Below are 25,338 nucleotides of genomic sequence, written 5' to 3'. Positions count from 1 at the left end.
GTCAGAGCACGCTCACCGAGGTCGCCCGCCAGCGGCCGTCCAAGCCCTCCAGCCGGATGGCCACGGCTCGGGACCGTGCTCGTCCGTGGACGATGACCACGGACTCGACGACGCCGTCGCGTGGCTCGGAGACGGTCACGGTGCCGATGGAGACGACCGGGACGGTGCCCGGGACACCGCGGACGCGTCGTGCCCGTTCGGCGAGGATCACGCGCTTCAGCAGGACGGTGTGCACGTCGGCGGTGATCCACCGCGCGAGCTGTGTGAGGTCGCGGGCTCCGGCGATCACCTCGATCACGCTCCGCGTGAGGTTCTCGAGCAGTGGTCGCGGATCAGGGAGTTCGGCTCGGGGCGCCGGCTGCGGCGCGAAGTAGTCGTCAGCGCCGGTGCGCGCCGCCGCCCGCATCTCCGGCGTGCGTCGCTCGGGGAGCGGAGGCGCCGGCCGGAGGCGAGCCGTGCGTGCTTCGGGCTCGTCGTCGTCGTGCCGGGCAACGGTGCTCATGGGGCCTCCGAGGGGTGAGCGGCCGCCACGAGTCGGGCGACCAGAATCTGACATGTCACACTCATCATGTCAGTTCCCTGGTGTCCAGGACCAGGGGTCTGTGGAGAACGCAGGACGTCGCCGCCCTCTGCGCACTACCGTCGGCGTATGCGTTGGGACAGCCTGTTCGACGATCTCGCCGGTCAGCTCGACGACGAGCTCGCCGTCGACGACGACGCCGTCCGCATCGAGGCCGAGCGGCTTCGGCGTGGGCGTCTCATGCTCCGCGAGCGGCTGGTCGCCCTCTGCGGCGACGCCGACGCACCAGGACCGCTCGTCGTCGAACTCGTCGACGGGACGACCTGGCGGCTGCGGGTCCGGAGCATCGGGAAGGACTGGTTGCAGGCCGATTCCGGTACCCCGGGCGGCCGAGAGGTGGTCGTCCCGCTCGATGCGATCGCGGCGATCGCCATGACGCAGACGCAGATCGATTGGAGTCTCGACGACGTCGCGGTCCGCGAACCGCGACTGCTCGACCGCCTCACCGTCTCGTTCCTGCTCCGTGATCTGTGCCGACGCCGTGCAGCAGTGATCGTGCGGACCCGGACGGGGAGCTGGACGGGCACGGTCGACCGGGTGGGCCGCGACCATCTGGATCTGGCCGTCCACGAGCCAGGGTCGCCGCGCCGCAGCCGGAGCATCGAGCAGATCCGCGTCATCGTGCTCGCTGAGGTCGTCGTCGTCGAGCGTGCCGCCTGAGGCGGCGCGTCGGACGCTTGCCGGAACCGGGGCTCAGCCGAGGGGCGGCACGGGCCGGAGCATCGGGGCGCCGGTGAACTCGGCGAGTTCGGTGAGCTGGGCCTGGTGCCAGAGGCCTGCACGACGTGCCTCCTCGTACTGACCGCTGATGAAGGCTTCGAGTGCCGGGAACTCGATGCGCCACGGTCCGCTGCGCCCGATCCGGATGGCGGGCAGTTCACCGCTCGAGATGAGCTCGGCCACGTGCTGGGCCGAGACGTTCAAGACCTCGGCCGTATCGGCGACGGTGAGGAAGCGACCGAGCGGGGCCGCATCGCGCTGCGATTCCATTCCTCGATTATCCTCTCGCGCGGGCGGCGTCCGCCGGGCTGTGGATAACTTCGGCGCGATGTCCGGAGCCCGGGCAGCATGGGACCGGAGGCGGCGCACGGGGTGCCCATGAAGGAGGAGACGGTGCGGGGAAGCGAGCGGGGACACGGATCGGAGTCGGGAGGAGCGCGAATCGACGGCGGGAGCGGATGACCGACCGTCTCGCCGGACTGCGTCATGGTGTCGGCGGACGGCAGGTGTCCCGGTCGCGCATCTGGGTGGACCCACGCTTCCTGGTGGGCCTCATGCTGGTGGTCGCGTCGATCCTGGGAGTGTGGTGGCTCGTCACGACCTCGAGTCGGACGACCCCGGTGTATGCGGCGTCCGAGACGCTGACGCCCGGAACGCGGCTCGACCGCTCCTCACTCCAGGTGATCGACGCACGTCTGGGGTCGGTCGAGGGCGGGTACCTCGGAGCTGGAGCGGCACCGCCGCCGGGGATCGTCGTCACGCGGACGATCGCAGCGGGGGAGCTCGTGCCGCTCGACGCGCTCGGCGAGGCGAGCGCCGTCGGCGTGACCACGCTCGTCGTCGAACCGGCCGGACGGCTCGGCGCCGACATCGTGCCGGGGACCGTCGTCGACCTCTGGGCGGCCGCGCCGGACGGCGACGGGTACGGTGTCCCGGAGGTGCTGGTCTCGGCCGCGACCGTCGTCCGGGTCGGCGAGGACGAAGGGCTCCTGTCGGGTCGTGGTTCGGTCGCCCTCGAGCTCGCGGTCCCGCGCTCCGCCGTCGCGACGGTGCTCTCGGCGACGGCGGCGGCGCACCTACTGTCCGTGGTCCCCACCGAGCCCGGCGAACGCTGATGCTGCGCGTCGGACTCGCCCTCGATCCACGGGTCGAGGGTGAGATCCTCGCGACGATGCTCGACCTCGGACACCGCGTCGCCTGGCGCTGTCACGACGGCGCCGAACTCGAGGAGCGCGTCGGCGCCGGTACGCCCGTCGACGTGCTGCTCGTGTCACCCGGGGCCGACCGCCTGCGCGCCGAACTCATCGACCTCGCGGACCGCGTGGGCACGAGGGTCGTGGCGCTCGCGTCCGGCGAGTCCGAACGGCGCCATGCGGCTGGGCTCGGTCTCGTCGACATCGTCCTCCTGCCGGTCGATCCCGAGGAGCTCGATCGGAGCATCGCGCCGCTCGACCTCGGCGGCGACAGCCCTCGTCCGGTCGCCCAGGCCGCAGGGCGGGTCATCGCCGTGTGGGGTGCGGCCGGGTCGCCCGGCACGACCACCGTCGCCGCAGGCATCGCCAGTGAGCTCGCTGCGCGCGGCCGCCGGGTCGTCCTCATCGATGCGGACACCTACGGGTCATCCGTCGCGGCCATGCTCGGCCTCCTCGACGAGGCACCCGGGTTCGCCGCGGCCTGCCGACTGGCCGGAAGTGGGGCGCTCGACATCGAGCAGCTCGAGCGGATCGCGGTCGTCCATCCGTCGCCGTCCGGCGCGTTCCGGGTCCTGACCGGCATCTCGCGCGCGGCACGCTGGACGGAACTGTCGACCGAACGCGTCGCGACGACCATCGAACGGTGCCGGGCGTGGATGGACGACATCGTGATCGACACGGCGTTCTGCCTGGAGGCGGACGAGGAGATCTCGAGCGACCTGTTCGCGCCCAGACGGAACGGCGCGGCGTTCGCCGTCCTCGGGTCCGCAGACCGGGTGGTCGAGGTCGGTGCGGCAGACCCGGTCGGGGTCACGAGGCTGCTCCGCGGCCACGCGGAACTCGTCGAACTCGTCGACCCGTCGCGCATCTCGGTGGTGGTGAACCGGCTGCGTGGCGTCGCGCTCGGTACCGGCCCGGCCGGTCAATTGGCGTCCACGCTCTCCCGCTTCGGCGGGATCGAGGCGGCCGCGCTCCTGCCGGAGGACCAGCGGGTGGTGGACGCCGCGGTGATCGCGGGGAGGAGCCTCCGCGACCAGGCCCCGCGCGGGGCGCTGCCCGTCGCGTTGCGGCGGTTCGTGTCCACCCTCCTCGACCAGGAGCCGGCGCCGGTGCGCGACCGCTCGCGGCGCTCGGCGGGTGGAGCACGCGGGCGTCGTGCGCGGAGTCGGTCACGCCGAGCGGAATAGTCTCGACAGATTCACTCAATACAATTGGGCGATCAACCGAATATGCATTGGCTCGCCGATATATGCATCTGCATTCTTCTCCGAAGCATCGCTATCCGTTGGGTGATGAATTACTTCGGTATCGTGTCGGTATTCAAATTCGCTTGGTGGTGTTCGATATGATCGGATAACCGTCGGACCCACCACGGATATCTTCAGGAGGACCCCCCATGGCTCAGAAAGTCATCACCACATACATCGACGATCTCGACGGCAGCGAACTCGCTTCCGGTGCAGGAGAGACCGTCCGGTTCGCGATCGACGGAACCGAATACGAGATCGATCTCGGGGCAGACAATGCGAAGAACCTCCGCGAGTCGCTGAAGCCCTACATCGGAGCCGGACGCCCGGTCAAGCGTGGGCGCCGCACCTCGAGCACCAGCACCCGCAACAGCGCCGAGAACCTCGCCGCGATCCGCGAGTGGGCCGCGAAGAACGGGCACGCCGTGTCGTCGCGCGGACGCATCCCTCAGGCGGTCCAGGACGCCTACCGCGCAGCCAACTGACCCATCACGTCCGGCGACGGCGCTCAGCGGCCCCCCACGGGCCGCTGAGCGCCGTCGCCGTTCCACGCCTGCCTGACCAGTGGTCGTCAGGGCACGCTCGGCGCACTCGGTGTCGGCCGGCCGAGCCTAGACTGGAATCGTGTCGACGCTCAGTGATCTCGTTCTCGCCCAGGGCCGCTCCAGTGCGGCCGACGTGGAGTGGCTGCACATGCTGCTCGCGGACAGCCAACTCCTCGCGGATCTGGCGTTCGCCGATATCGTCATCTGGGTACCGACCGATTCCGGCAGTTTCATAGCGGTCGCGCATTCGCGTCCGTCGAGTGCCGCGACACTCTTCTATCGCGACTTCGTCGGGCAATCCATCAAGCAGGAATGGCGCAAGCAGGTCACCGACTGTTTCGAGAGTGGACGGATCATCGAGTCGTCAGCACCGGACTGGTACGAAGAGACCCCGACCAGGGTTCGTGCCGTACCCGTCGCCCGGCGGATATCTCCGACCGAGACGACCAATGCCGACGGACCGATCGCGGTCATCACCCGCCACACCAATCTCGGTGAGGCTCGGACGCCCAGCCGCCAGGAACTCACGTTCAACGACTGCGCGAGCGACCTGTTCGAGATGATCGCGGTCGGCGACTTCCCGGATCTCGGAGCGCCGACCGGACCGCGCCGGGGCGCGCCGCGCGCGAGCGACGGCCTGATCCGTCTCGATGTCGACGGCACCGTCACCTTCGCCAGCCCCAACGCGCTCTCGGCCTTCAACCGGATCGGATTCGCCGAGGAACTCGAGGGCGAGTCGCTCGCGGACGTCACGACCCATCTGCTCTCCGGGACGGGGACCGTCACCGTCGACGAGTCCCTGCCACTCGTCGTCACCGGTCGGGCGCCGTGGCGGACCGACATCGAGGACAAGGGCGTGACGGTCTCCCTCCGGGCGATCCCGTTGCGGAGCCGCGGCGAGCGGGTCGGCGCGATCGTGCTCTGCCGCGACGTCAGCGAACTGCGTCACCAGGAGCAGGAACTCATCACCAAGGACGCGACGATCCGCGAGATCCACCACCGGGTGAAGAACAACCTCCAGACCGTCGCATCGCTCCTGCGGATCCAGGCCAGGCGGACGCACTCGGAGGACGCCCACGACGCCCTCACGCAGGCCATGCGGCGCGTGGCCGCCATCGCGGTCGTGCACGACACGCTGTCCGAGGGGCTCAATCAGAACGTCGACTTCGACGAGGTCTTCGAGCGCGTGCTCCTGCTCATCGCCGAAGTGGCGAGCTCGCACAACACCACGGTCCGCCCGAAGTCCTCCGGCTCGTTCGGCGTGCTCCCGAGCGAGTACGCGACGCCACTCGCCCTCGCGCTCACCGAACTCGTCACCAACGCGGTGGAGCACGGCCTGAACGGCCGCGACGGCGACGTGGAGATCACGGCCGACCGCACGGACGAGCTGCTGAGCGTGCAGGTCCGCGACAACGGCGTGGGGCTCCCGGAGGGGAAGGTCGGGTCCGGTCTCGGCACCCAGATCGTGCGGACGCTCATCCAGGGTGAACTGGGCGGGACGATCGACTGGCACACGCTCATGGGGAGCGGAACCGAGGTCACGATCGCGATCCCGATGCGCTGGGTCGCCAAGAGCTGAGGTCCTGGTCCGTCACGAACGGCCGCAGACATGCGAGAACCCCGGGGCCGTTCGGCACCCGGGGTTCTCGTCTGCGACTAGGAGGCGCGGCGAGCGCGAGCAGCGCGACGCTTGAGGGCGCGACGCTCGTCTTCGCTGAGGCCGCCCCACACGCCGGAGTCCTGGCCGGTCTCGAGCGCGTACTGGAGGCACAGCTCCGTGACACTGCAGGTGGCGCACACGGCCTTCGCCTTGTCGATCTGATCGACCGCCGGACCGGTGTTCCCGACCGGGAAGAACAATTCCGGGTCGACGGTCAGGCAGGCAGCTTTATCGCGCCAATCCATAGGGGAGCTCCTTTTATTGCATGGTGAGATTTCTTCAACCGAGTGAGGGGTCTCGGGAAGCGAAAGCCGAAATGCGAGGGGGATGATCGTCCGGGATTCGGGATCTGTCCACACCCTCGTGGACCTCATGTCGGCCTCAAACATGGTTTCATATCGGTAAGAGCAAATCAATAGTCAAGTTTGGGTGAACCCTGTGAGTACCGATCGAAACGCCGCCTCCGCTCCGAACCCGGAGGAGCGTCGTCGTCCGGCGGTGCTGGCCTTCATCGTCCTGCTCGTCGCCGAGGCGTTGCTCATGATCGGGCTCTCGGCCTGGTTCCTCTTCGAGCTGGTCGCGGCGACGCCGGCCTCGTTCACGAGCGCGCTGGCGATCTTCGTGATCCTGCTCATCGCAACGGCGTTCGTCACGGCGCTCGCCCTCGGCGCGATCCGCGGACGGAGCTGGATCCGCGGGGGAGCGGTCACCTGGCAGCTCGTGCAGATCGCCGTCGCCGTCGGCGCGTTCCAAGGGGTCTTCGCGCAACCCGCGATCGGGTGGTTCCTGCTGCTGCCGTCGCTGGCCGTCCTCGGGCTCCTGTTCACGCCCGCGGTCGCCGCCGTGACCCGACGCGAGATCTGAGCGCGACGCGTCGGTCGTGATGGTCCAGCAGCGACGCGTCAGGCGTCGAGGCCGAGGGCCTTGCGGAGGCTCTTCACGTGGCCGGTGGCCTTGACGTTGTACCGGGCGAGGGTGAGGGTGCCCGTCTCGTCGATGACGAACGTCGAGCGGAGGACCCCCGTGACGATACGTCCGTACGAGTTCTTCTCACCGTAGGCTCCGTACGCCTGGTGGACCGTCAGCTCCGGGTCGCTGAGGAGCGGGAACGTGAGCCCGTCCTCCTCCTGGAAGGCCTTGAGCTTCTCGACGGAGTCCTTCGAGACGCCGAGCACCACGTACCCGGCACCGCCGAGCGATGCGAGGTTGTCGCGGAAGTCGCACGCCTGGGTGGTGCAGCCGGGCGTCATCGCGGCGGGGTAGAAGTAGAGGATCACCCGTCGTCCGGCGAAGTCGGACAGGGACACGCTGGCGCCGTCCTGGTCGGTGAGGGTGAACGCGGGGGCCGGGTCGCCGGCGGACAGACGGAGGGGTTCAGGCATACCCCAAGCCTAGTCAGGAGTACTGGTCGGCTTTGATCGTCGCGAAGGTGCCCAGCAGCCGCTGGAGCGAGTCGAGGCGTGCCGGGCCGTTCTCCCCGAGCCGTCCCTCGGCGACGGCCTCGATGATCGCGCAGTCGGGCGCGTCGGGCAGATGGGTGCAGCCACGCGGGCACTCGAGGGCGATCTCCGCGAGGTCGGTGAACGACTTCAGGATGTTGGCGGTGTCGACGTGTCCGAGACCGAACGAGCGGACGCCCGGGGTGTCGATGACCCACCCGGACCCTCCGGGCGCCTCGATGCGCAGCGAGACGGTCGAGGAGGAGGTGTGGCGCCCACGCCCGGTGACGACGTTCACATGCCCTGTGGCGCGCTCAGCGGTCGGGACGAGGGCGTTGACCAGGGTGGACTTGCCGACGCCCGAGTGGCCGACGAAGACCGTGTCGTGGCCGATGAGGGCCTCGGTGATCTCGGTGAGCGGGACGTCGTCCTCCCGGCTGCGGAACACGCGCAGGCCGAGCCCGGCGAAGTTCGCGAGGAACTCGTCGGGGTCCTGGAGGTCCGTCTTCGTGATGCAGAGGATCGGGGTGATCCCCGCGTCGTAGGCGGCGACGAGGTAGCGGTCGACGAGTCGGGCCCGAGGCTCGGGGTTCGCGGCGGCGACGACGATGAGCATCTGGTCGGCGTTGGCGACCACGACGCGCTCCATGGCGTCGGTGTCGTCGCCACTGCGGCGGAGCAGCGTCGTGCGCGGCACGATCCGCACGATGCGCGACAGCGTGCCCTCGGCACCCGAGGTGTCGCCGACGACGTCGACCCGGTCGCCGGTCACGATGGCCTGCTTGCGGAGTTCACGAGCGCGTGTCGACGTCAGGACGCGCTCCTCGGGCGTGCCCTCGTCGAGGAGCACGGTGTAGCGGCCGCGGTCGACCGCGAGGACGCGTGCGGTCAGTGCATCGAGGTGCTCGGGCCGCGTCTTCGTCCGTGGGCGGTTCGCCTTCGGGTTCGGCCGCATCCTGATGCTCGACTCGTCGAGTTCCGGCTCGTCGTCGTCGACGCCGTCGTCCCACCAGCTCATCGGCTCAGCCCCCGAGCATCGCGTGCCACAGTTCGGTGAACTGTGGGAGCGTCTTCGCGGTCGTGGCGACGTTCTCGATGGTGACCCCGGGCACGACGAGACCGAGGATCGCTCCCGTGGTCGCCATGCGGTGGTCGTGGTAGCTCGACCACTCGCCGCCGTGGAGGGGGCGCGGCTCGATGCGGAGACCGTCCGGCAGCTCCGTGACGGCGCCCCCGAGCTTGTTGATCTCCGTCGCGAGGGCCGCGAGGCGGTCGGTCTCGTGGTGACGGATGTGCCCGATGCCCGTGATGGTCGACGGTCCGTCGGCGAGTGCCGCGAGCGCGGTGAGGGCGGGCGCGAGCTCGCCGCCGGTGGTCAGGTCGAGGTCGACCGCGGTGATCCGCTCGCCGCCGGTGACGGTGAGGCGGTCGCCGTCCAGGGTGACCGTCGCGCCGAAGCGGGGCAGGAGGTCCGCCAGGTCGGCACCGACCTGGGTGGTGGAGGTGGGCCAGCCGCGGAGCGTGACGCTTCCGCCGGTGACGAGCGCCGCGGCGAGGAACGGTGCGGCGTTGGAGAGGTCGGGCTCGAGGTCGACGTCGAGCGCGGCGATCGTGCCGGGGGCGACGACCCACTCACCGACGGCCGGTTGTTCCACGGTGACCCCGCGGGCCGCGAGGGCCGCGATGGTCATCTCGATGTGCGGCAGGCTCGGCAGGCGCTCGCCCTCGTGGACGAGGTGGAGACCCTGCTCGAAGCGGGCCGCGGCCAGCAGGAGGCCGGACACGAACTGGCTCGACGACGACGCGTCGATCGTGAGCTTGCCACCCGCGACCGCGCCTGTGCCGTGCACCGTGAAGGGGAGCGCCTTCCGGCCGTCGTCGCTGATGTCGACACCGAGCGCCTGCAGCGAGCCGATCATGGTCGCCATGGGGCGGTTCCTGGCGGAGGGGTCGGCGTCGAACACGGTCGGTCCGAGGGCGAGCGCGGCCAGCGGCGGGACGAACCGCATGACGGTGCCGGCGAGCCCGCACTCGACGGTCGTGCTGCCGAACAGCTCGCCCGGCGTGACGAGCCAGTCCTTGCCGAACGCGCCCGAGGCCGGGCGCTCGACGATGGTCGTCCCGAGTGCGCGGAGCGCCTCCACCATGTTGGTGCTGTCCATCGAGTGGAGCGGAGCACGGAGCAGCGACGGTCCGTCGGCCAGGGCGGCCAGGACGAGCTCGCGGTTCGTGAGGGATTTCGAGCCCGGGAGGGACACGGTCGCATCGACCGGCCCGTCCGCGACGGGCGCCGGCCAGGCGGCGTCGTCGTGCTCGGGTTCGGCATCGCCGTACACGTCGAAATCGGGTGCGGAATACGGATTGGTCAACATTGGTTCCAACAGTAGTCGGGGTCGACGAGCAGAAGGAGGAACGGATGTCCACAGCGGTACTGGAACGACCGGTGACGGAGGCCGATCACGGTCGTCTGGCGCTGGCCGTAGACTGGCCGGTGATGACCTCCGTCGACCCAGAAGCCCTTCCGGCCGAGCCGGACCCCCGATCACTGTTCGAAGCACAGGCACTGCCGTTCATCGATCAGCTGTACGGCGCTGCCATGCGCATGACGAAGAACCCGTCGGATGCTCAGGACCTCGTCCAGGAGACGTTCGTCAAGGCCTTCGCCGCGTTCGCGCAGTTCGAACAGGGCACCAACCTGAAGGCATGGCTCTACCGCATCCTCACGAACACGTACATCAACACGTATCGGAAGAAGCAGCGCGAGCCCTACCAGGGCACCATCGACGACCTCGAGGACTGGCAGTTGGGCGGCGCCGAGTCGATCAGCGCGACCTCCAGCCGATCCGCCGAGGCCGAAGCGATCGATCACCTGCCGGACAGCGACGTGAAGAACGCGTTGCAGGCCATCCCGGAGGACTTCCGCCTGGCGGTGTACCTCGCCGACGTGGAGGGCTTCGCCTACCAGGAGATCGCCGACATCATGAAAACGCCCATCGGGACCGTGATGAGTCGTCTGCACCGTGGCCGACGACTCCTCCGCGACCTGTTGGCCGACTACGCCGAGTCCCGGGGGTTCACCGTGACGAAGCAGGGGAGCAAGAAATGAGCGACTGCGGCTGCGACAAGGCCAAGAAGGACCTCGAGGAGTACCTCCGTCACGAGGTGTGCACGACCGAAGCGGCCGACATCCGCGAGCACCTCGCGAACTGCCCGGAGTGTCAGAACGAGGCGCTCGTCGCCCAGACCCTCACCGAGGCCGTCCAGCGGGCGTGCAAGGAGACGGCACCCGAAGACCTGAAGAACCAGGTCCTGGCGTCGCTGCGGGCCACCCAGGCCACCCACGAGAGCGCCTGACGACGGACCGACCGCATCAGCCTGCGCCGTCGAGGCGTGACTCCTCGACGTCCAGCATCCGCTGCGCTTTCGCCAGCACCTCGGAGGAGTAGCTGCCGGTCGCCCGCGCATCGAGGAGCGCATCGCGTTCGGCGTCGAGCACTCGGCGTCGCAGCTGTCGGAACTGCTCGTGCGGGCCCACGCCGGCATCGGTGCGTTCCGCCGCCGACTCGACGCGGATGAGGCTGCTCGTGCGCACCCGGTCGACGACCGCGGAGTCGAACGGCTCCCCGCCGTCCGTGCGCAGCTGCGGGTCGTCGAGGGCGGCCACACCGACGGTCGAGATCTCCTCGACGAGACCGGCCAGCTCCGCCATCGCCGCCTGCTCGTCCGTCCCGCCGACCCGGGTCAGCCGGATGACGAGCGGGAGGGAACCGCCCTGGAGCAGGAGGGTGACGATCGCGACCGTGAACGCGATGAGCACCAGCTCCGCCCGATACGGGGTGTCGAGCGGCAGCGACTGCGCGGCGGCGATCGTGACGACGCCGCGCATCCCCGCCCAGGCGAGCACCGCGCCGCCCCGCCAGCCGAGTCCCTCGCGTTGCAGGAAGTCCAGGTCGGCGCTCCGCCGGGCGATCGACCTCGAGAAGGCGGCCTTGCGCTTGGCTGAACGCGCGTTCTCCGTCGGATGCTCCTCGAGGCGTGCGGAGACCTGCGCCAGTCTCGGCCGCCGGGCGAGGGCCTCCCGTTCATCGCGTCGCAACGACCAGACGAGGACGCCGACGAACACGATGCGGACGACGATGAGGGTGATGGCGGTCAGCAACCCGAGGCCGATCGACGACCAGATGCCGAGGTCGTCCTGCTCCACCTGCGAGACGATGGCCTCGAGCTCGAGCCCCATGAGCAGGAACACCCCGTTCTCGAGGAGGAACTGCGTCGTCCGCCAGTTGATGCGCTCGCTGATGCGGTCCTGGGCGGTGAAGTACTTCGCGCTCTGATGCCCGGTGTAGAGTCCGGCGACCACGACCGACAGGACGCCTGAGGCGTGGAAGTGCTCGGCGGGCAGATACGCGATGAACGGCACGGCGAAGGAGATGACCGTCGTCAGGACCGGGTCGCCGAGGCGGGATCGGATCCGGACCGTGATGAACCCGACGACGATCCCGATCGCGATCGCGAGCGCCACGGCATAGGCGAAGTCGCCCAGGACACCCCACAACGAGACCGTCCCGGCGGTCGCGGCGATGGCGGAGCGCAGGAGGACGAGGGCCGAGGCGTCGTTCACGAGGCTCTCGCCCTCGAGGACGCTCACGAGTCGCGACGGCATGCCCAGCCGCTTACCGATGGAGGTCGCGGCGACCGCGTCGGTCGGGCTGACGACGGCGCCGAGGGCGATGCCGGCGGCCAGGCTCAGGTCGGGGAGGATCGTCGACAGGATCCAGCCGATGAGGACCGACGACACCACGACGAGGACGACCGAGAGCCCGGAGATCGCCTTGAGGTTGCGGCGGAAGTCGACCAGCGGGACGTTGACGGCAGCCGAATAGAGGAGCGGCGGCAGCACGCCGGCGAGGATCCACTCCGGCTTGACCTCGACGTCCGGCACGAACGGCAGATAGCTGAGGGCGAGGCCGACCAGGACGAGGATGAGCGGGGCTGCCACGCGCAGCTTGTTCGCGAAGCGGGCCACCGCGACGATGGTCACCACCGCGACGACGGCGAGGAATGCGAAGTCCATGGCGTCAGCCTATTGGCGGTGGCTCACCGCCCACTCACGGATCGCTGTCGCCGTGCTGACCACCCGCGTCCGGACGACGACGCAGACGACGACGACCGCCTGTCGGAACAGGCGGTCGTCGGTCGTGCGGCTGAGGTCAGAGCGACAGCGCGGTGCGGAGGAGCTCCGCCTGCTCGGCGGCGTGACGCTTCGCCGAACCCGTGGCGGGGGAGGCGGACGCGGTGCGCGACACGTTGCGGATCGTCCGACCCTCGAGGTGCTTGGCGGCCTCCAGGCAGATGAACGGCCACGCGCCCTGGTTCTCCGGCTCGTCCTGTACCCAGACCAGTTCGGCGTTCGGGTACTGCGCGACCACGGCGTTCAGCTCGGCCACCGGGACCGGGTAGAACTGCTCGACGCGGACGAGGGCGATCTCGTCGTTCGGCTGCTTCTGCAGCTCGCTGAGGAGGTCGTAGTGGATCTTCCCGGAGTGCAGGAGCACCCGCTTGACCGCGGCCTTGTCGGTGATCCGTGCGTCGTCGATCACCGGCTCGAAGCGGCCGGAGGTGAAGTCCGCCACCGGGCTGGTCGCGCCACGCAGACGCAGCATCGCCTTCGGGGTGAAGACGACGAGCGGCCGACGCGGGCGGGCGTACGCCTGGCGACGCAGGAGGTGGAAGTACGACGCGGGGGTCGACGGCCGTGCGACGGTCATGTTGTCCTCGGCGCAGAGCTGCAGGAACCGCTCGATCCGCGCGGACGAGTGGTCGGGGCCCTGGCCTTCGTAGCCGTGGGGGAGGAGGAGCGTGACACTCGACCGCTGCGACCACTTCTGCTCGGCGGAGGAGATGAACTCGTCGATGATCGTCTGCGCGCCGTTGGTGAAGTCGCCGAACTGCGCCTCCCACAGCACGAGCGCGTCGGCACGTTCGACCGAGTAGCCGTACTCGAAGCCCATGACCGCGTACTCGCTGAGGAGCGAGTCGTAGATCCAGAAGCGGGCCTGGTTGTCGCTGAGGTTCGCGAGCGGCAGCCACTCCTGGCCGTTGACCCGGTCGTGGAGGACGGCGTGACGCTGCACGAAGGTGCCGCGGCGGGAGTCCTGTCCGGACATCCGCACCGGGGTGCCCTCGATGAGTACCGATCCGAGTGCGAGCAGTTCTCCGAAGCCCCAGTCGATGTTGCCGTTGCGGCTCATGTCGAGTCGCTTCTCGAGGAGCTGCTGCACCTTCGGGTGCACGGTGAACCCGGCGGGCTTGTTGTTGAACGCGTCGCCGATGAGCTGCACGACGCCCTCGGAGACGCCGGTCGTCTCGAGTTCGCCGGAGTAGCCGTCCTCGTCGAGGACCTCGGTCGGGATCGGCGTCGGCGAGGTCTGCTCGGCGTGCGTCTCCATGAAGGCGCGTTCGAGGCGGTCCTGGAAGTCGCGGTGCGCGGCCTCGTACTCCTCCTCGGTGATGTCGCCGCGGCCGACGAGCGCCTCGGTGTACAGCTTGCGCACGGAGCGCTTGGCCTCGATGAGGCTGTACATGAGCGGCTGCGTCATCGACGGGTCGTCGCCCTCGTTGTGGCCGCGTCGGCGGTAGCACACGAGGTCGATGACGACGTCGCGCTTGAACTCCTGGCGGTATTCGAAGGCCAGCTCCGCGACCCGCACGACGGCCTCGGGGTCGTCGCCGTTCACGTGGAAGATCGGCGCCTGGATGGTCTTCGCGACGTCGGTGTTGTAGATGGAGGAGCGGCCCTCGCCAGGAGGCGTCGTGAATCCGACCTGGTTGTTGATGACGACGTGGACCGTGCCGCCCGTGCGGTAGCCGCGCAGCTGGGACAGCTGCATCGTCTCGAGGACGACGCCCTGACCGGCCATCGCCGCGTCGCCGTGGATGAGGATCGGGAGGGTGCCGAACGCGCCGATCGGCCCGCGGTCCTGCTTCGCGCGGACGATGCCCTCGAGCACGCCGTTGACGGCCTCGAGGTGCGAGGGGTTCGCTGCCAGGTAGACCGGGATCTCGCGGCCGTCCTCGGCCTTGAAGGTGCCCTCGGTGCCGAGGTGGTACTTCACGTCGCCGGAACCGTGGCTCGCAGGGTCCTGCGTTCCCTCGAACTCGCGGAAGATCTGACCGTACGTCTTGCCGGCGATGTTCGTGAGGACGTTGAGACGGCCGCGGTGGGCCATACCGATCGCGACCTCGTCGAGCTGGGCCTGCGACGCACCCTGGAGGATGGTGTCGAGGAGGGCGATGGTGGACTCGCCGCCTTCGAGGCTGAAGCGCTTCTGGCCGACGTACTTCGTCTGCAGGAAGGTCTCGAAGGCCTCGGCCTCGTTGAGCTTGCCGAGGATGCGCATCTGCTCGTCGTGCGTCGGCTTCTCGTACTTGCGCTCGACCTTGCTCTGGATCCACTTGCGCTGCGCGGGGTCCTGGATGTGCATGTACTCGATGCCCGTGGTGCGGCAGTACGAGTCGCGGAGGACGCCGAGGATGTCGCGCAGCTTGGCCGTGCGGGCCGAGCCGAAGGCGCCCGTGACGAACTCGCGGTCGAGGTCCCAGAAGGTCAGGCCGTGGGTCTCGATCTCGAGGTCGGGGTGCGAGCGCTGCACGTACTCCAGCGGGTCGATGTCGGCCATGAGGTGGCCGCGGACGCGGAACGCGTTGATGAGCTCCTGGACGCGGGCGGTCTTGTCGACGGCGTCGGCGAGGTCGACGCTGATGTCGGGCGACCAGTGGATCGGGTCGTACGGGATGCGGAGCGCGGCGAAGATGTCCTGGTAGAAGCTGCGGCTGCCGATGAGCAGCTCGTGGACGACCTTGAGGAACTCGCCCGAGCCGGCACCCTGGATGACGCGGTGGTCGTAGGTGCTCGTGAGCGTGATCGTCTTGCCGATCGCCAGCTCGTTGAGCGTGCGCTCGGAGGCGCCCTGGAACTCGGCCGGGTACTCGAGGGCGCCGGCGCCGATGATGCAGCCCTGGCCCTTCATGAGACGGGGGACCGAGTGCACGGTCCCGATGCCACCGGGGTTCGTGAGCGAGATCGTGACGCCCTGGAAGTCGGCTCCGGTGAGCTTGCCCTTGCGGGCGCGGGTCACGAGGTCCTCGTAGGCCGAGAGGTACTCGTTGAAGGTGAGGGTGTCGGCGCGCTTGATGCCCGGCACCATGAGGGCGCGGGAGCCGTCGGGCTTCGGGAGGTCGATGGCGATGCCGAGGTTGATGTGCGCCGGGGCGACGACCGTGGGCTTGCCGTCGGTCTCCTCGTAGTAGACGTTCTGGCTCGGGAAGTCCTTCAACGCCTGGATGAGGGCCCAGCCGATGAGGTGGGTGAAGCTGACCTTGCCGCCTCTGGCGCGCTTCAGGTGGTTGTTGATGACGATGCGGTTGTCGATCATCAGCTTCGCCGGGATGGTGCGCACGCTCGTCGCGGTCGGGACCGTCAGGCTCGCGTCCATGTTGGTGGCGAGCGACTTGGCCATGCCCTTCAGCACGGTGACCTTGTCGACGTCCTCCGGAGCGGGCTCGGTCTGGTCGCTCTTCGGCTGCTGGACCTGGTTCGGGCTCGTCATCGGGGCGTCGGCCGGGATCGGGGCCGGCTTCGCCTGGACCGAGGTGGTGCGGGCGACCGGCTGCGCGCCGATGACCTGGATCGGGGCCGTCGGCGGGTTGACCCGGGCCGCCTCGTCCGCCGCCGCAGGCGCTGGGGCCGACGCCGTGGCGCCGGCAGCTGCCGCACCGTCGTCCGACTGGCCGCCCGTCGTTCCCTGGGCTGCGCCGTTCACCGGCCGGTAGTGCTCGAGGATCGGCCACCAGGAGCGGTCCACGGAATCCTTGTCGACGAGGTACTGCTCGTACATCTCGTCGACGAGCCATTCATTGGCTCCGAATTCGTTCGTTGCGCCGTCATCGGCGCCCACTCCGGTCATCTGGCTCGACACCGTCGATCGCCCACTCTCTCCGTTGAATTCTCACTGTTTGCAGGCAGGGAACATGCCCGCACGATCCAGTCATCAAGCCTAAACCCATTCCGTCGTCGGTGCGGCTCGGACGCCGGTCGGGATACGGTGTTCTCATGCGGTTCATCGGTGAGATTCCCAGCCACGACCTGACGTACTCGGACGTGTTCCTCGTCCCCAGCCGCTCCGGGATCACGAGTCGACTCGACGTCGACCTGGCTCCGGACGACGGCACCGGCGCCACGATCCCGATCGTCTCCGCCAACATGAACTCCGTCACCGGCCCACGCCTCGCGGCGGCACTGGCGCGGCGCGGCGGACTCGGCGTCCTGCCGCAGGACATGCCGCTCCAGGAGCTCGACGCGGCGATCCGCTGGGTCAAGGAGCAGCCGGTCGCCTTCGACACCCCGCTGATCATGCGCGCCGATCAGACCGCGGCCGACGCCCTGCGCCTCATCCCCGCGGTCGCCGGTCACGGCATCGTGCTCCACGACGAGCGCGACGCCTTCGCCGGCTGCATCCCGGCCGCACGTCTCGCCACGGCGCTGCCCGACGCACGGCTCGGCGACCTCGCTCGCGGGTCGCTCGCCTCGATCGACGCCGACGACGTGACCGGTGGCCGGGCCGCGTTCGACCTCATGGTCGCCGCCGACCTCGAGTTCGCGCCCGTGCTGCACCACGGCGCCGTCGTCGGCACCCTCAGCCGCACGAGTGCGCTCCGCTCGACCATCTACACGCCGGCGCTCGACGCGTCGGGCCGACTGCGGGTCGCCGCGGCGATCGGCATCAACGGCGACGTCGCCGTGAAGGCGCAGGCGCTCGCCGCCGCCGGGGTGGACGTCCTCGTGATCGACACCGCCCACGGGCACCAGGAGGGCATGCTCCGGGCGATCGCGGCCGTCCGTGCCCTCGGTCTCGGCCTCCCGATCGTCGCCGGCAACGTCGTGTCCGCCGTCGCGGTGCAGGACCTCGTCGACGCCGGTGCGGACATCCTCAAGGTCGGTGTCGGACCCGGTGCGATGTGCACCACGCGGATGATGACGGCGGTCGGGCGTCCGCAGTTCTCGGCCGTGCTCGAGACGGCCGCGACCGCCCGCGCCCTCGGTGCGAAGGTCTGGGCGGACGGTGGTGTCCGCTACCCCCGCGACGTCGCCCTCGCCCTCGCGGCCGGCGCGTCCTCGGTCATGATCGGTTCCTGGTTCGCCGGCACGATCGAAGCCCCCGGTGAGCTGCAGCGCGCCGCCGACGGGTCGCTCTACAAGGAGAGCTGGGGCATGGCGTCGACCAAGGCCGTGCACGAGCGCTTCGGGCGACTCGACCCGTTCGAACTCGCGCGGAAGACGCTCTTCGCCGAGGGCATCTCGTCCTCCCGCATCACGATCGACCCGCTCCGGCCCTCGGTCGAGGACCTCCTCGACATGATCACCGCCGGGGTGCGCTCGTCGTTCACCTACGCGGGTGCCGACTCGGTCCCCGGCTTCCACGAGCGCGCCATCGTCGGCGTCCAGTCGGCCGCCGGGTACGAGGAGGGCAAGGCGCTGCCCGTCTCCTGGTGAGCCGGGGCGCTGGTGCAACACGCACGACCGCGGTGGGATGATGGGCCCATGGTGGTGAACGGTGGGACGCACGGGTTCGGTGTCGGCATGCAGGTCCTCGTGCTCGTGGACCCGGGATCCGATCCCTCGACGGGGGAGCGTGCCTCCGGGGTCATCGTCGCACCCGGCCGCCAGCGTGCTGCGGCGTTCATCTCGGTGTGGACCGAACAGCTGACGACGTGGATCGTCGAGTTCGACGAACCCTTCACCGCCGCCCGACGGCAGCGGCCCGCACGAATCGGCCGAGGTCCGCGAGACCTACCTCATCCCCGCACCCTTCGCCGAGGCGTCGGAGTCCGTCGACGCCTGACCGCCGCGTGCTCGTTCAGGCGAGCGACCGGTCCATGATGGCCGAGGAGAGCGCCTCCACCGGGCCGGCCGCCGCCAACGGGTTCGCGAGCAGGGTGAAGTCGACGCCGCCCAGGGTCGGGAGTTCCAGCCGGTTGCTGAGCATGACGAGGTCGCTCGGGATCAGGCTGCGCGGGAAGACCGCGACACCGAGCCCGGCCCGCACCGCCGCGAGCACGCCGTTCACCTCACGGGTGCTGCAGGTGATCCGCCAGGTGCGCCCGGCGTCCTCCAGGGCGTCGATCGCCAGCTGCCGGGAGAGACTCGGGTCCTGGTAGGCGATGAGGGGGACGGGCTGGCCCGGCTCGATCGTGGTCTTCTCGAGACCGACCCAGACCATCGAGTCGGTCCGCACGAGCTTGCCCTCGTTCTGGCCGGGGTGCATCTTGATGAAGATGAGGTCGAGGGCGCCCGCCTTCAGCCGACGGTAGAGCGGCCCGCTCTGGTTCACGGTGAGTTCGAGGTTCAGCTGCGGGTGACCCTGACGGAAGTGGCGCAGGATCCGGGGGAGCTGGGTCATCGCGAGGTCGTCGGCGGCCCCGAAGCGGAGGCGACCGCTCATCGCCGAGCCGGTGAAGTAGCTCTCCGCCGAGGCGTGTGCAGCGAGGATGGTGCGCGCGAACCCGGCCATCGCGTCACCGTTGTCGGTCAGGCGGACCGCTCTCGTGTCCCGGACGACGAGCCACCGGCCGGCAGCCTCCTCGAGCCGTCGGATCTGCTGACTGACCGTCGGCTGGCTCAACCCGAGCTGCGCGGCGGCGCGCGTGAAGTTCTTCGTCTCGGCGACGGCCAGGAAGGTGCGCAGCAGGGCGGGGTCGAACATGCGTGAGCCGATCATTCGGGAATCGAATAGGACTGATAGGGATCATCCTGCTCGGAAATGGTCGCGTCGGCAATAGCGTGGAAGGGAGCCGACGGCCTCCGCGGCTCCACCCATACGACACGCACTCGACATACGAAACGCTGGCCCTCTCCGTGACCCCTCCATCCGACACCGCCGTCGCTCCACCACCGCCCACCGCCCCCATGCCGATCGTGGGGGAGCGTCCCGCCTGGCGGGACACCTTCTCCTCGCTCCGCGTCCCGAACTTCCGACTCTTCACGATCGGGCACATCGTCGCGACGACCGCGATCGGGATGCAGCGCATCGCGCAGGACTGGCTCGTCCTCGAGCTCTCCGGCAGCGTCGCCGCCGTCGGGATCACGGTCGCCATGCAGTTCGCGCCCATGCTGCTGTTCGGACTGCTCGGCGGCGTGATCGCGGACCGCTACTCCAAGCGCGTGCTGCTCATGATCACGCAGTCGCTCGCCGCCGTCCTCGCGGTCGCGCTGTCGATCCTGACGCTCAGCGGCGCGGTCGAGGTGTGGCACATCTACGTCATCGCCTTCATGCTCGGTCTCGTCACCGTCGTCGACAACCCGGCGAGGCAGGTGTTCGTGAACGAGCTCGTGGGCCCGGCGAGACTGCGGAACGCCATCAGCCTCAACTCCGCCGTCTTCCAGCTCGGCCAGCTCGTCGGTCCGGCCGTCGGTGGTGTCCTCATCACCGCCGTCGGTTCCGGGTGGTCCTTCGCGATCAACGCCCTCGCCTGCTCCGGCGTCGTGCTCACCCTGGCGCTCATGCGTGTCTCGGAACTCGTCCCGACGCCGGTCGTCGCGAAGGCGAAGGGCCAGCTCAAGGAGGGACTCGGGTACGCCATGCGGAAGCCGGCCATCCGGTGGACGGTCATCATGGTCGCGTTCATGTCGGTGTTCGCGTTCAACCTGCCGGTCCTGCTCGCCGCCTACGCCTCGGACGTCTTCGACATCGGCGCGAGCGGCTACGGGTTCCTCAACGCCCTCGTCGCCGTCGGCGCGCTGACCGGTGCGCTCGCGTCGACGCGGCGCGGGGGTGTGGACCTGCGCATCGTGATCGTCGCGGCGGCGGCGGTCGGCGTCCTGCAGGCGGCCGCCGGGGCGATGCCCGTGCTCCTCCCCTTCGCCCTCCTGCTCGTCGCGGGCGGGGTCGCGAACCTCCTCTTCATCACGGCGGCGAACTCACTCGTCCAGCTGTCGTCCAACATGGCGATCCGTGGCCGGGTGATGTCGCTGTACATCCTGGTGCTGCTCGGCGGACAGTCGATCGGCGGTCCGCTCATGGGGTGGCTCGTCGAGGTCGCCGGGGCACACGTGGGCATGATCGTCTCGGGTGGGGTCCCGGCGCTCGCCGCGGCGTGCATCGGCGTGCGGTTCCTCCTCCTGCGGCGTCGGAAGCGTCGCGCGGCCGAGGAGCGCCGGCGTCTCGCGGAGGCTGAGAAGAACCCCGGAAATCCGGGGTCCACAGCCGCGGATGTCCGATAGACTCGTCCGCACAATGGACGACCCTCCTTCAGACAGATCCCCCGGCCACCATCCCAGCCCCGTGCTGACCCGATCACGGGCGACGACCGCCCACCCGGGCGACGGAACCCCCACTCCGGCATCGACCGCTCAGCACGGACGGGATCGTCATGTCTGAGTGGATCATGCTCGGCGTCGGCCTCGTACTGACCATCGGGACGGGCTTCTTCGTCGCCTCCGAGTTCGCGCTCGTGAACCTCGACCGCGCCGACCTCGAGGCCCGCCGCGACCGTGGCGAGACCCGCCTGACGATGACGATCGCAGCGCTCAAGATCACCTCGACGCACCTGTCGAGCGCGCAGCTCGGGATCACCCTGACCACCCTCCTCACCGGGTACACCATGGAGCCGGCGCTGTCGTCGATGCTCGCCGGTCCGCTCGGCTCCATCGGGATCCCCGAGGGCGTCGTCGCCGTCGTGGCGACGATCGTCGCGATCACCCTCGCCACGCTGCTCAGCATGATCATCGGCGAGCTCGTCCCGAAGAACTTCGCGCTCGCGCTGCCCCGACAGACGGCCAAGTTCGTCGTCCCGTTCCAGACGGCCTTCACCTGGGTGTTCAAGCCCGCCATCGTCGTCCTCAACGGCAGCGCCAACGGCTTGCTGCGGTCGATGGGCATCGAGCCCAAGGAGGAGCTGTCGGGAGCCCGGACGGCCGAGGAGCTGTCGTCCCTCGTGCGTCGATCGGCGCTCGAGGGCACACTCGAGGCCGACACCGCGACCCTGCTCAACCGCACCCTCCGCTTCTCGAGCCACGATGCGTCGGACGTCATGACGCCCAGGCCGCGCATCGCGTCGATCCAGCGCGGCGAACCCGCCCAGGCGGTGCTCGCCCTCGCGAGGTCGACCGGCCACTCGCGCTTCCCGGTCACCGATGCCGACGTCGACGACATCACCGGTGTCGTGCATGTGAAGCAGGCCATCGCGGTCCCGCGCGACCGACGCGGCGAGGTGCCCGTCTCGGCCCTGCAGTCGCCGGCCCTGCGCGTCCCCGAGACGATGAAGCTGGACGTACTGCTCTCGCAGCTGCGCGGACGCGGCTACCAGATGGCCGTCGTGGTCGACGAGTACGGCGGCACCGCCGGCGTGACCACCCTCGAGGACCTCGTCGAGGAACTCGTGGGCGAGGTCGCCGACGAGCACGACCGTTCGCGTGCCGGGGTGGTCCGCGGACGCGACTCCACGACCTTCCCGGGCAGCCTCCGTCCCGACGAGCTCCTCGAGCGCGCCGGCGTGCGTGTCCCCGAAGACGGTCCGTACGAGACGGTCGCGGGCTACGTCATGAGCGAGCTCGGACGACTCGCGGTCTCGGGCGACGAGCTCGAGCTCGAGGACGGCACGCTCCGCGTCGAGCGACTCGACGGCCGACGGATCGATCGGATCCGATTCACCCCGAGACCCGTCGTGTCGGAGGACGGTGGTGACGTATGAGCGACTGGGCAGGAATCGCCTGGCTCGTGGTGCTGCTGCTCGCGAACGCCTTCTTCGTCGGTGCCGAGTTCGCGGTCATCTCCGCGCGTCGGTCGCAGATCGAACCCCTCGCCGAGCAGGGGAGCCGGAGCGCCAAGACCGCGCTGTGGGCCATGGAACACGCCACGCTCATGTTGGCGACGAGTCAGTTGGGCATCACCGTCTGCTCGCTGCTCATCCTGAACGTCTCCGAGCCGGCGATCCACCACCTGCTGGAGGTGCCGTTGGCGCTCACCGGCTGGCCCGAGGAGACCATCGGCACGGTGGCGTTCATCATCGCGCTGCTGCTCGTCTCCTACCTCCACGTGGTCTTCGGCGAGATGGTCCCGAAGAACCTCTCCTTCTCGATCCCGGATCGTGCGGTCCTGCTGCTCGCTCCGCCGCTCGTCTTCGTGGCGCGCGTCTTCCGTCCGATCATCGTGTCCCTCAACGCGACCGCGAACGCCGTCCTCCGTCTGTTCCGGGTGGAGCCGAAGAACGAGGCTGCCAGTGCCTTCACGCTCGACGAGGTGGCGACCATCGTCGACCAGTCCACCCGCGAGGGTGTGCTCACCGACTCGACGGGTGCGCTCGTGGCGGCGTTCGAGTTCACCGAGAAGAAGGTCCACGACGTGGCCCTGCCGCTCGGGAGCCTCATCACGCTGACGGAGGAGGCCACCCCCTCGGACGTGGAGCGCGCCGTCGCCAAGTACGGCTACTCCCGCTACGTGATCGTCGACGACGAGTCGGTGCCGATCGGCTACCTGCACCTGAAGGACGTCCTGCGGTACGACGACCTCGACGGCAGTGGCGACGAGGAGCGCCCGGTGCCCGCGAAGCACATCAGGCAGCTGGTGTCGGTGTTCGAGGATTCGGACGTCGAAGACGCGCTGACCACGATGCGCCGCTCGGGGGCACACGTCGCCCGGGTGTTCGACGAAGCGGGCGCCACCACCGGGGTCCTCTTCCTCGAGGACATCATCGAGGAGCTCGTCGGCGAGGTCCAGGACGCCACCCGGCGTCGCTGATCGGACGCCGGAGCACGGACACGACGACGGCCCGCACGCGATCGCGTGCGGGCCGTCGTCGTGTCGGGGTCGCGCTCAGGCGCGCGGCTTGGCCCGCTCGTACTGGCCCGGCCAGGCCACCTCCACACCGAGCTCGGTGGCGGCGCGCAACGCGAAGTGCGGATCACGGAGCGCCTCGCGGGCGACCATGACCGCCTCCGCCTGCCCGTCGGCGACGATGGCCGCGGCCTGCTGGGCGTCGGTGATGAGTCCGACGGCGCTCGTGTCGACACCCGTCGACCCGATGTGCGCCGCGAACGGGACCTGGTAGCCGGGGGACAGCGGGATGCGGACGCCGCCGACGGCTCCGCCGGTGGAGATGTCGAAGAAGTCGGCCCCGCGCTCGGCGCACCAGGCGGCGACGGTCGCGGTCTGGTGTTCGTCCCATCCGTCGTCCACCCAGTCCGTGGCCGAGAACCGGACGAACAACGGCAGACCGGCCGGGAGGACCTCGCGCACCGCATCGACGACCCGCAGGAGGAGCTTGGCCCGGTTCTCGAGCGAGCCGCCGTAGCCGTCCTCGCGGTGGTTGACGAGCGGGGAGAGGAACTGGTGCAGCAGGTAGCCGTGCGCGGCGTGGAGTTCGATCACCTGGAAGCCGGCGTCGACCGACCGGACGGCCGCCGCCCGGAAGTCGTCGACGACGCGGTCGATGCCCTCATCGTCGAGGGCTTCCGGCACCGCGTAGCCCGGGAAGGCCTCGGGCGACGGGGCGACGGTCGACCAGCCGCCGTCCTCGATCGGGACGCTGCCCTGACCGTCGGTGCCCCAGGGGGCGAACGTGGAGGCCTTCCGGCCGGCGTGCGCGAGCTGGATGCCGGGGACGGAACCCTGCTCGGTGATGAACGCGGTGATCCGTCGCCAGGCGTCGCGCTGTTCGTCGTTCCAGATGCCTGCGTCCTGGGGCGAGATCCGGCCCTCGGGGCTGATCGCCGCCGCCTCCGAGATGACGAGGCCGAAGCCGCCCGCCGCGAACTGGCCGAGGTGCATGAGGTGCCAGTCGGTCGGGACGCCGTCCTGGGCGGCGACGCTGTACTGGCACATCGGGGCGATCCACAGGCGGTTGGGGATGGTGAGGTCGCGGATGGTGATCGGATCGAACAGCTGGGGCACGGAACTCCTCGGGTCTCGGGGCGACGGGCGTCGCCACCCGGCCCAACGTTCCGGAATGCGTTCGGATTCCCGCCTGCAGGATGACCGACGATCGACGGCTCAGCGTCAGTCCGCCGCGACGACTGGCCTAGGGTGATGGCATGGCCGAACCGCGACTCTGGACCCCTGCCGACGCACGCGACTGGATCGCCGTGCCCGACGCCGAATCGGACAAGTACTCCCGGGGTGTCCTCGGCGTCGTGACCGGGTCCGACCGCTACCCGGGTGCCGCCGTCATCGGTGTCGAGGCGGCGATCCGCACCGGCGTCGGCATGGTGCGCTACCTCGGCGCGGACCGACCGGCGAACCTCGTGCTGCAGCGCCGCCCCGAGATCGTGACGGCGGAGGGGCGCGTGCAGGCGTGGCTCATCGGCTCCGGCATGGACCCCGGCAAGCTGACCCGAGAGGAGAGCTCCCTGCTCGACGCCGCCCTGCACGGGGGCGAGCCGGTCGTCGCCGATGCCGGGTCGCTCCGTCGCGTCGCCGCGGGTGCCCACCAGCGGGCGTTCGGTGTCGACGAGTCGTGGCGCATCGTGGCCACACCCCACGTCGGTGAACTGGCGACCATGTTGAGCGGCCTGGGGAGCCCGGCCGAGGTCGGGGCCATCCGTGCCGACCCGGTGTCGTACGCGGCCGACGTCGCCGCCCGCCTCGGCATCGTCGTGGTGCTGAAGGGCGGCACGACCCACGTGGTCGCGCCGGACGGCGACGCCATCACGGTCTCCGGCGGATCGCCGTGGCTCGCGACCGCCGGCACCGGCGACGCCCTGGCCGGGATCATCGGTGCGCTCGTCGCCACGAACGCCGAGCGCGTGCTCGCCGACCCCGGCTGCCTGGCGAGCGTCGCCGCCAGCGGGGTGCTGCTGCACGCGGCTGCCGGGGATGCCGCGGCAGCCGAGGGCCCGCTGGCCGCGCTCGACGTGGCCGAAGCGGTGCGCGGTGTCGTCGGTGGTCTCCTGCGCTGAACGA

24 protein-coding genes are annotated in these 25,338 nt (G+C 69.8%); 14 read left to right on the top strand and 10 right to left on the bottom strand.

Annotation, left to right across the window (positions count from 1 at the left end; all coding sequences use genetic code 11):
* Position 1: 1 nt before the first annotated feature.
* Positions 2-502 carry an Rv3235 family protein gene (locus tag AC5JOC_RS13575; RefSeq protein WP_249404928.1) on the bottom strand — a complete coding sequence of 167 codons (501 nt, stop codon included), beginning with the start codon at positions 500-502 and terminating at the stop codon, positions 2-4.
* 147 nt (positions 503-649) lie between these two features.
* Between AC5JOC_RS13575 and AC5JOC_RS13570 the strand changes: the two genes are divergently transcribed.
* Positions 650-1,240: a hypothetical protein gene (locus tag AC5JOC_RS13570; RefSeq protein ID WP_079707251.1), complete on the top strand. Its 591-nt coding sequence runs from the start codon at positions 650-652 to the stop codon at positions 1,238-1,240.
* Between the two features lie 33 nt (positions 1,241-1,273).
* Here AC5JOC_RS13570 and AC5JOC_RS13565 read toward each other — a convergent pair whose 3' ends face one another.
* A complete protein-coding gene (locus tag AC5JOC_RS13565) occupies positions 1,274-1,570 on the bottom strand; it encodes a helix-turn-helix domain-containing protein (protein ID WP_079707250.1) in 297 nt (98 codons plus the stop codon).
* Between the two features lie 188 nt (positions 1,571-1,758).
* On the opposite strand from AC5JOC_RS13565, the gene AC5JOC_RS13560 reads away from it, so the two are divergent.
* The 4 genes from AC5JOC_RS13560 (at position 1,759) to AC5JOC_RS13545 (ending at position 5,864) form a co-directional block, all read left to right on the top strand.
* Entirely contained in the window at positions 1,759-2,415 is a 657-nt protein-coding gene (locus AC5JOC_RS13560; RefSeq protein ID WP_139382579.1) for a hypothetical protein, read from the top strand.
* Entirely contained in the window at positions 2,415-3,680 is a 1,266-nt protein-coding gene (locus AC5JOC_RS13555; RefSeq protein WP_494246566.1) for a CpaE/TadZ family protein, read from the top strand. The genes AC5JOC_RS13560 and AC5JOC_RS13555 overlap by 1 nt, the downstream gene beginning before the upstream one ends.
* A 209-nt stretch (positions 3,681-3,889) precedes the next feature.
* Positions 3,890-4,225, top strand: a complete 336-nt coding sequence (locus tag AC5JOC_RS13550; RefSeq protein ID WP_085513359.1) for a histone-like nucleoid-structuring protein Lsr2 — start codon at positions 3,890-3,892, stop codon at positions 4,223-4,225.
* Positions 4,226-4,364: 139 nt separating this feature from the next.
* On the top strand, positions 4,365-5,864 hold the full coding sequence (locus AC5JOC_RS13545) for a sensor histidine kinase (RefSeq protein ID WP_079002802.1): 1,500 nt from the start codon (positions 4,365-4,367) through the stop codon (positions 5,862-5,864).
* 77 nt (positions 5,865-5,941) lie between these two features.
* Here AC5JOC_RS13545 and AC5JOC_RS13540 read toward each other — a convergent pair whose 3' ends face one another.
* Positions 5,942-6,190, bottom strand: a complete 249-nt coding sequence (locus AC5JOC_RS13540; RefSeq protein WP_056012627.1) for a WhiB family transcriptional regulator — start codon at positions 6,188-6,190, stop codon at positions 5,942-5,944.
* Positions 6,191-6,383: 193 nt separating this feature from the next.
* Here AC5JOC_RS13540 and AC5JOC_RS13535 point away from each other — a divergent pair, with 193 nt between their 5' ends.
* Positions 6,384-6,809 (top strand): hypothetical protein, encoded by a 426-nt coding sequence (locus AC5JOC_RS13535; protein ID WP_137243338.1) that lies wholly within the window; start codon positions 6,384-6,386, stop codon positions 6,807-6,809.
* A gap of 38 nt (positions 6,810-6,847) precedes the next feature.
* Here AC5JOC_RS13535 and bcp read toward each other — a convergent pair whose 3' ends face one another.
* The 3 genes from bcp to aroA are packed head-to-tail and all read right to left on the bottom strand — an operon-like array spanning position 6,848 to position 9,756.
* Positions 6,848-7,327 carry a thioredoxin-dependent thiol peroxidase gene (bcp, locus tag AC5JOC_RS13530; protein WP_192006726.1) on the bottom strand — a complete coding sequence of 160 codons (480 nt, stop codon included), beginning with the start codon at positions 7,325-7,327 and terminating at the stop codon, positions 6,848-6,850.
* Between the two features lie 13 nt (positions 7,328-7,340).
* Positions 7,341-8,402: a ribosome small subunit-dependent GTPase A gene (gene rsgA / locus AC5JOC_RS13525; protein WP_079707245.1), complete on the bottom strand. Its 1,062-nt coding sequence runs from the start codon at positions 8,400-8,402 to the stop codon at positions 7,341-7,343.
* A gap of 4 nt (positions 8,403-8,406) precedes the next feature.
* Positions 8,407-9,756, bottom strand: coding sequence for a 3-phosphoshikimate 1-carboxyvinyltransferase (aroA, locus tag AC5JOC_RS13520; protein ID WP_494246565.1), 1,350 nt, complete (start codon positions 9,754-9,756; stop codon positions 8,407-8,409).
* A 44-nt stretch (positions 9,757-9,800) separates the two neighbouring features.
* Here aroA and AC5JOC_RS13515 point away from each other — a divergent pair, with 44 nt between their 5' ends.
* Both AC5JOC_RS13515 and AC5JOC_RS13510 read left to right on the top strand, forming a co-directional pair.
* Positions 9,801-10,490, top strand: a complete 690-nt coding sequence (locus tag AC5JOC_RS13515) for a sigma-70 family RNA polymerase sigma factor (protein ID WP_079707243.1) — start codon at positions 9,801-9,803, stop codon at positions 10,488-10,490.
* Positions 10,487-10,738 (top strand): zf-HC2 domain-containing protein, encoded by a 252-nt coding sequence (locus AC5JOC_RS13510; protein WP_079707242.1) that lies wholly within the window; start codon positions 10,487-10,489, stop codon positions 10,736-10,738. The genes AC5JOC_RS13515 and AC5JOC_RS13510 overlap by 4 nt, the downstream gene beginning before the upstream one ends.
* 16 nt (positions 10,739-10,754) lie before the next feature.
* Here the strand turns inward: AC5JOC_RS13510 and AC5JOC_RS13505 are convergent, their stop codons facing one another.
* Together AC5JOC_RS13505 and AC5JOC_RS13500 are read right to left on the bottom strand one after the other, a co-directional pair.
* Positions 10,755-12,458, bottom strand: a complete 1,704-nt coding sequence (locus tag AC5JOC_RS13505) for a cation:proton antiporter (RefSeq protein ID WP_494246564.1) — start codon at positions 12,456-12,458, stop codon at positions 10,755-10,757.
* 136 nt (positions 12,459-12,594) lie between these two features.
* Positions 12,595-16,362 carry a multifunctional oxoglutarate decarboxylase/oxoglutarate dehydrogenase thiamine pyrophosphate-binding subunit/dihydrolipoyllysine-residue succinyltransferase subunit gene (locus AC5JOC_RS13500; RefSeq protein ID WP_494246563.1) on the bottom strand — a complete coding sequence of 1,256 codons (3,768 nt, stop codon included), beginning with the start codon at positions 16,360-16,362 and terminating at the stop codon, positions 12,595-12,597.
* Positions 16,363-16,496: 134 nt separating this feature from the next.
* Here AC5JOC_RS13500 and guaB1 point away from each other — a divergent pair, with 134 nt between their 5' ends.
* Both guaB1 and AC5JOC_RS13490 read left to right on the top strand, forming a co-directional pair.
* Positions 16,497-17,936, top strand: coding sequence for a GMP reductase (guaB1, locus tag AC5JOC_RS13495; protein ID WP_071262471.1), 1,440 nt, complete (start codon positions 16,497-16,499; stop codon positions 17,934-17,936).
* 48 nt (positions 17,937-17,984) lie between these two features.
* The gene (locus AC5JOC_RS13490; protein ID WP_494246562.1) at positions 17,985-18,323 is read left to right on the top strand and encodes a hypothetical protein; all 339 of its coding nucleotides are present in this window, start codon (positions 17,985-17,987) and stop codon (positions 18,321-18,323) included.
* Here the strand turns inward: AC5JOC_RS13490 and AC5JOC_RS13485 are convergent.
* Complete coding sequence (locus AC5JOC_RS13485) at positions 18,301-19,146, bottom strand: LysR substrate-binding domain-containing protein (RefSeq protein ID WP_124770211.1); 846 nt, start codon at positions 19,144-19,146, stop codon at positions 18,301-18,303. The genes AC5JOC_RS13490 and AC5JOC_RS13485 overlap by 23 nt on opposite strands.
* A 203-nt stretch (positions 19,147-19,349) precedes the next feature.
* Between AC5JOC_RS13485 and AC5JOC_RS13480 the strand changes: the two genes are divergently transcribed.
* The 3 genes from AC5JOC_RS13480 (at position 19,350) to AC5JOC_RS13470 (ending at position 23,178) form a co-directional block, all read left to right on the top strand.
* On the top strand, positions 19,350-20,663 hold the full coding sequence (locus AC5JOC_RS13480; protein ID WP_159880341.1) for an MFS transporter: 1,314 nt from the start codon (positions 19,350-19,352) through the stop codon (positions 20,661-20,663).
* A 149-nt stretch (positions 20,664-20,812) separates the two neighbouring features.
* Complete coding sequence (locus AC5JOC_RS13475) at positions 20,813-22,132, top strand: hemolysin family protein (RefSeq protein ID WP_137243333.1); 1,320 nt, start codon at positions 20,813-20,815, stop codon at positions 22,130-22,132.
* On the top strand, positions 22,129-23,178 hold the full coding sequence (locus AC5JOC_RS13470) for a hemolysin family protein (RefSeq protein WP_064295254.1): 1,050 nt from the start codon (positions 22,129-22,131) through the stop codon (positions 23,176-23,178). The genes AC5JOC_RS13475 and AC5JOC_RS13470 overlap by 4 nt, the downstream gene beginning before the upstream one ends.
* Positions 23,179-23,253: 75 nt before the next feature.
* Here the strand turns inward: AC5JOC_RS13470 and AC5JOC_RS13465 are convergent, their stop codons facing one another.
* On the bottom strand, positions 23,254-24,330 hold the full coding sequence (locus AC5JOC_RS13465; RefSeq protein ID WP_494246561.1) for an NADH:flavin oxidoreductase/NADH oxidase: 1,077 nt from the start codon (positions 24,328-24,330) through the stop codon (positions 23,254-23,256).
* Positions 24,331-24,470: 140 nt separating this feature from the next.
* On the opposite strand from AC5JOC_RS13465, the gene AC5JOC_RS13460 reads away from it, so the two are divergent.
* Positions 24,471-25,334 carry an ADP-dependent NAD(P)H-hydrate dehydratase gene (locus AC5JOC_RS13460; RefSeq protein ID WP_494246560.1) on the top strand — a complete coding sequence of 288 codons (864 nt, stop codon included), beginning with the start codon at positions 24,471-24,473 and terminating at the stop codon, positions 25,332-25,334.
* Positions 25,335-25,338 lie beyond the last annotated feature (4 nt).

Source organism: Plantibacter sp., assembly GCF_059073635.1.
This window is presented reverse-complemented; position numbering and strand designations above follow the sequence as displayed.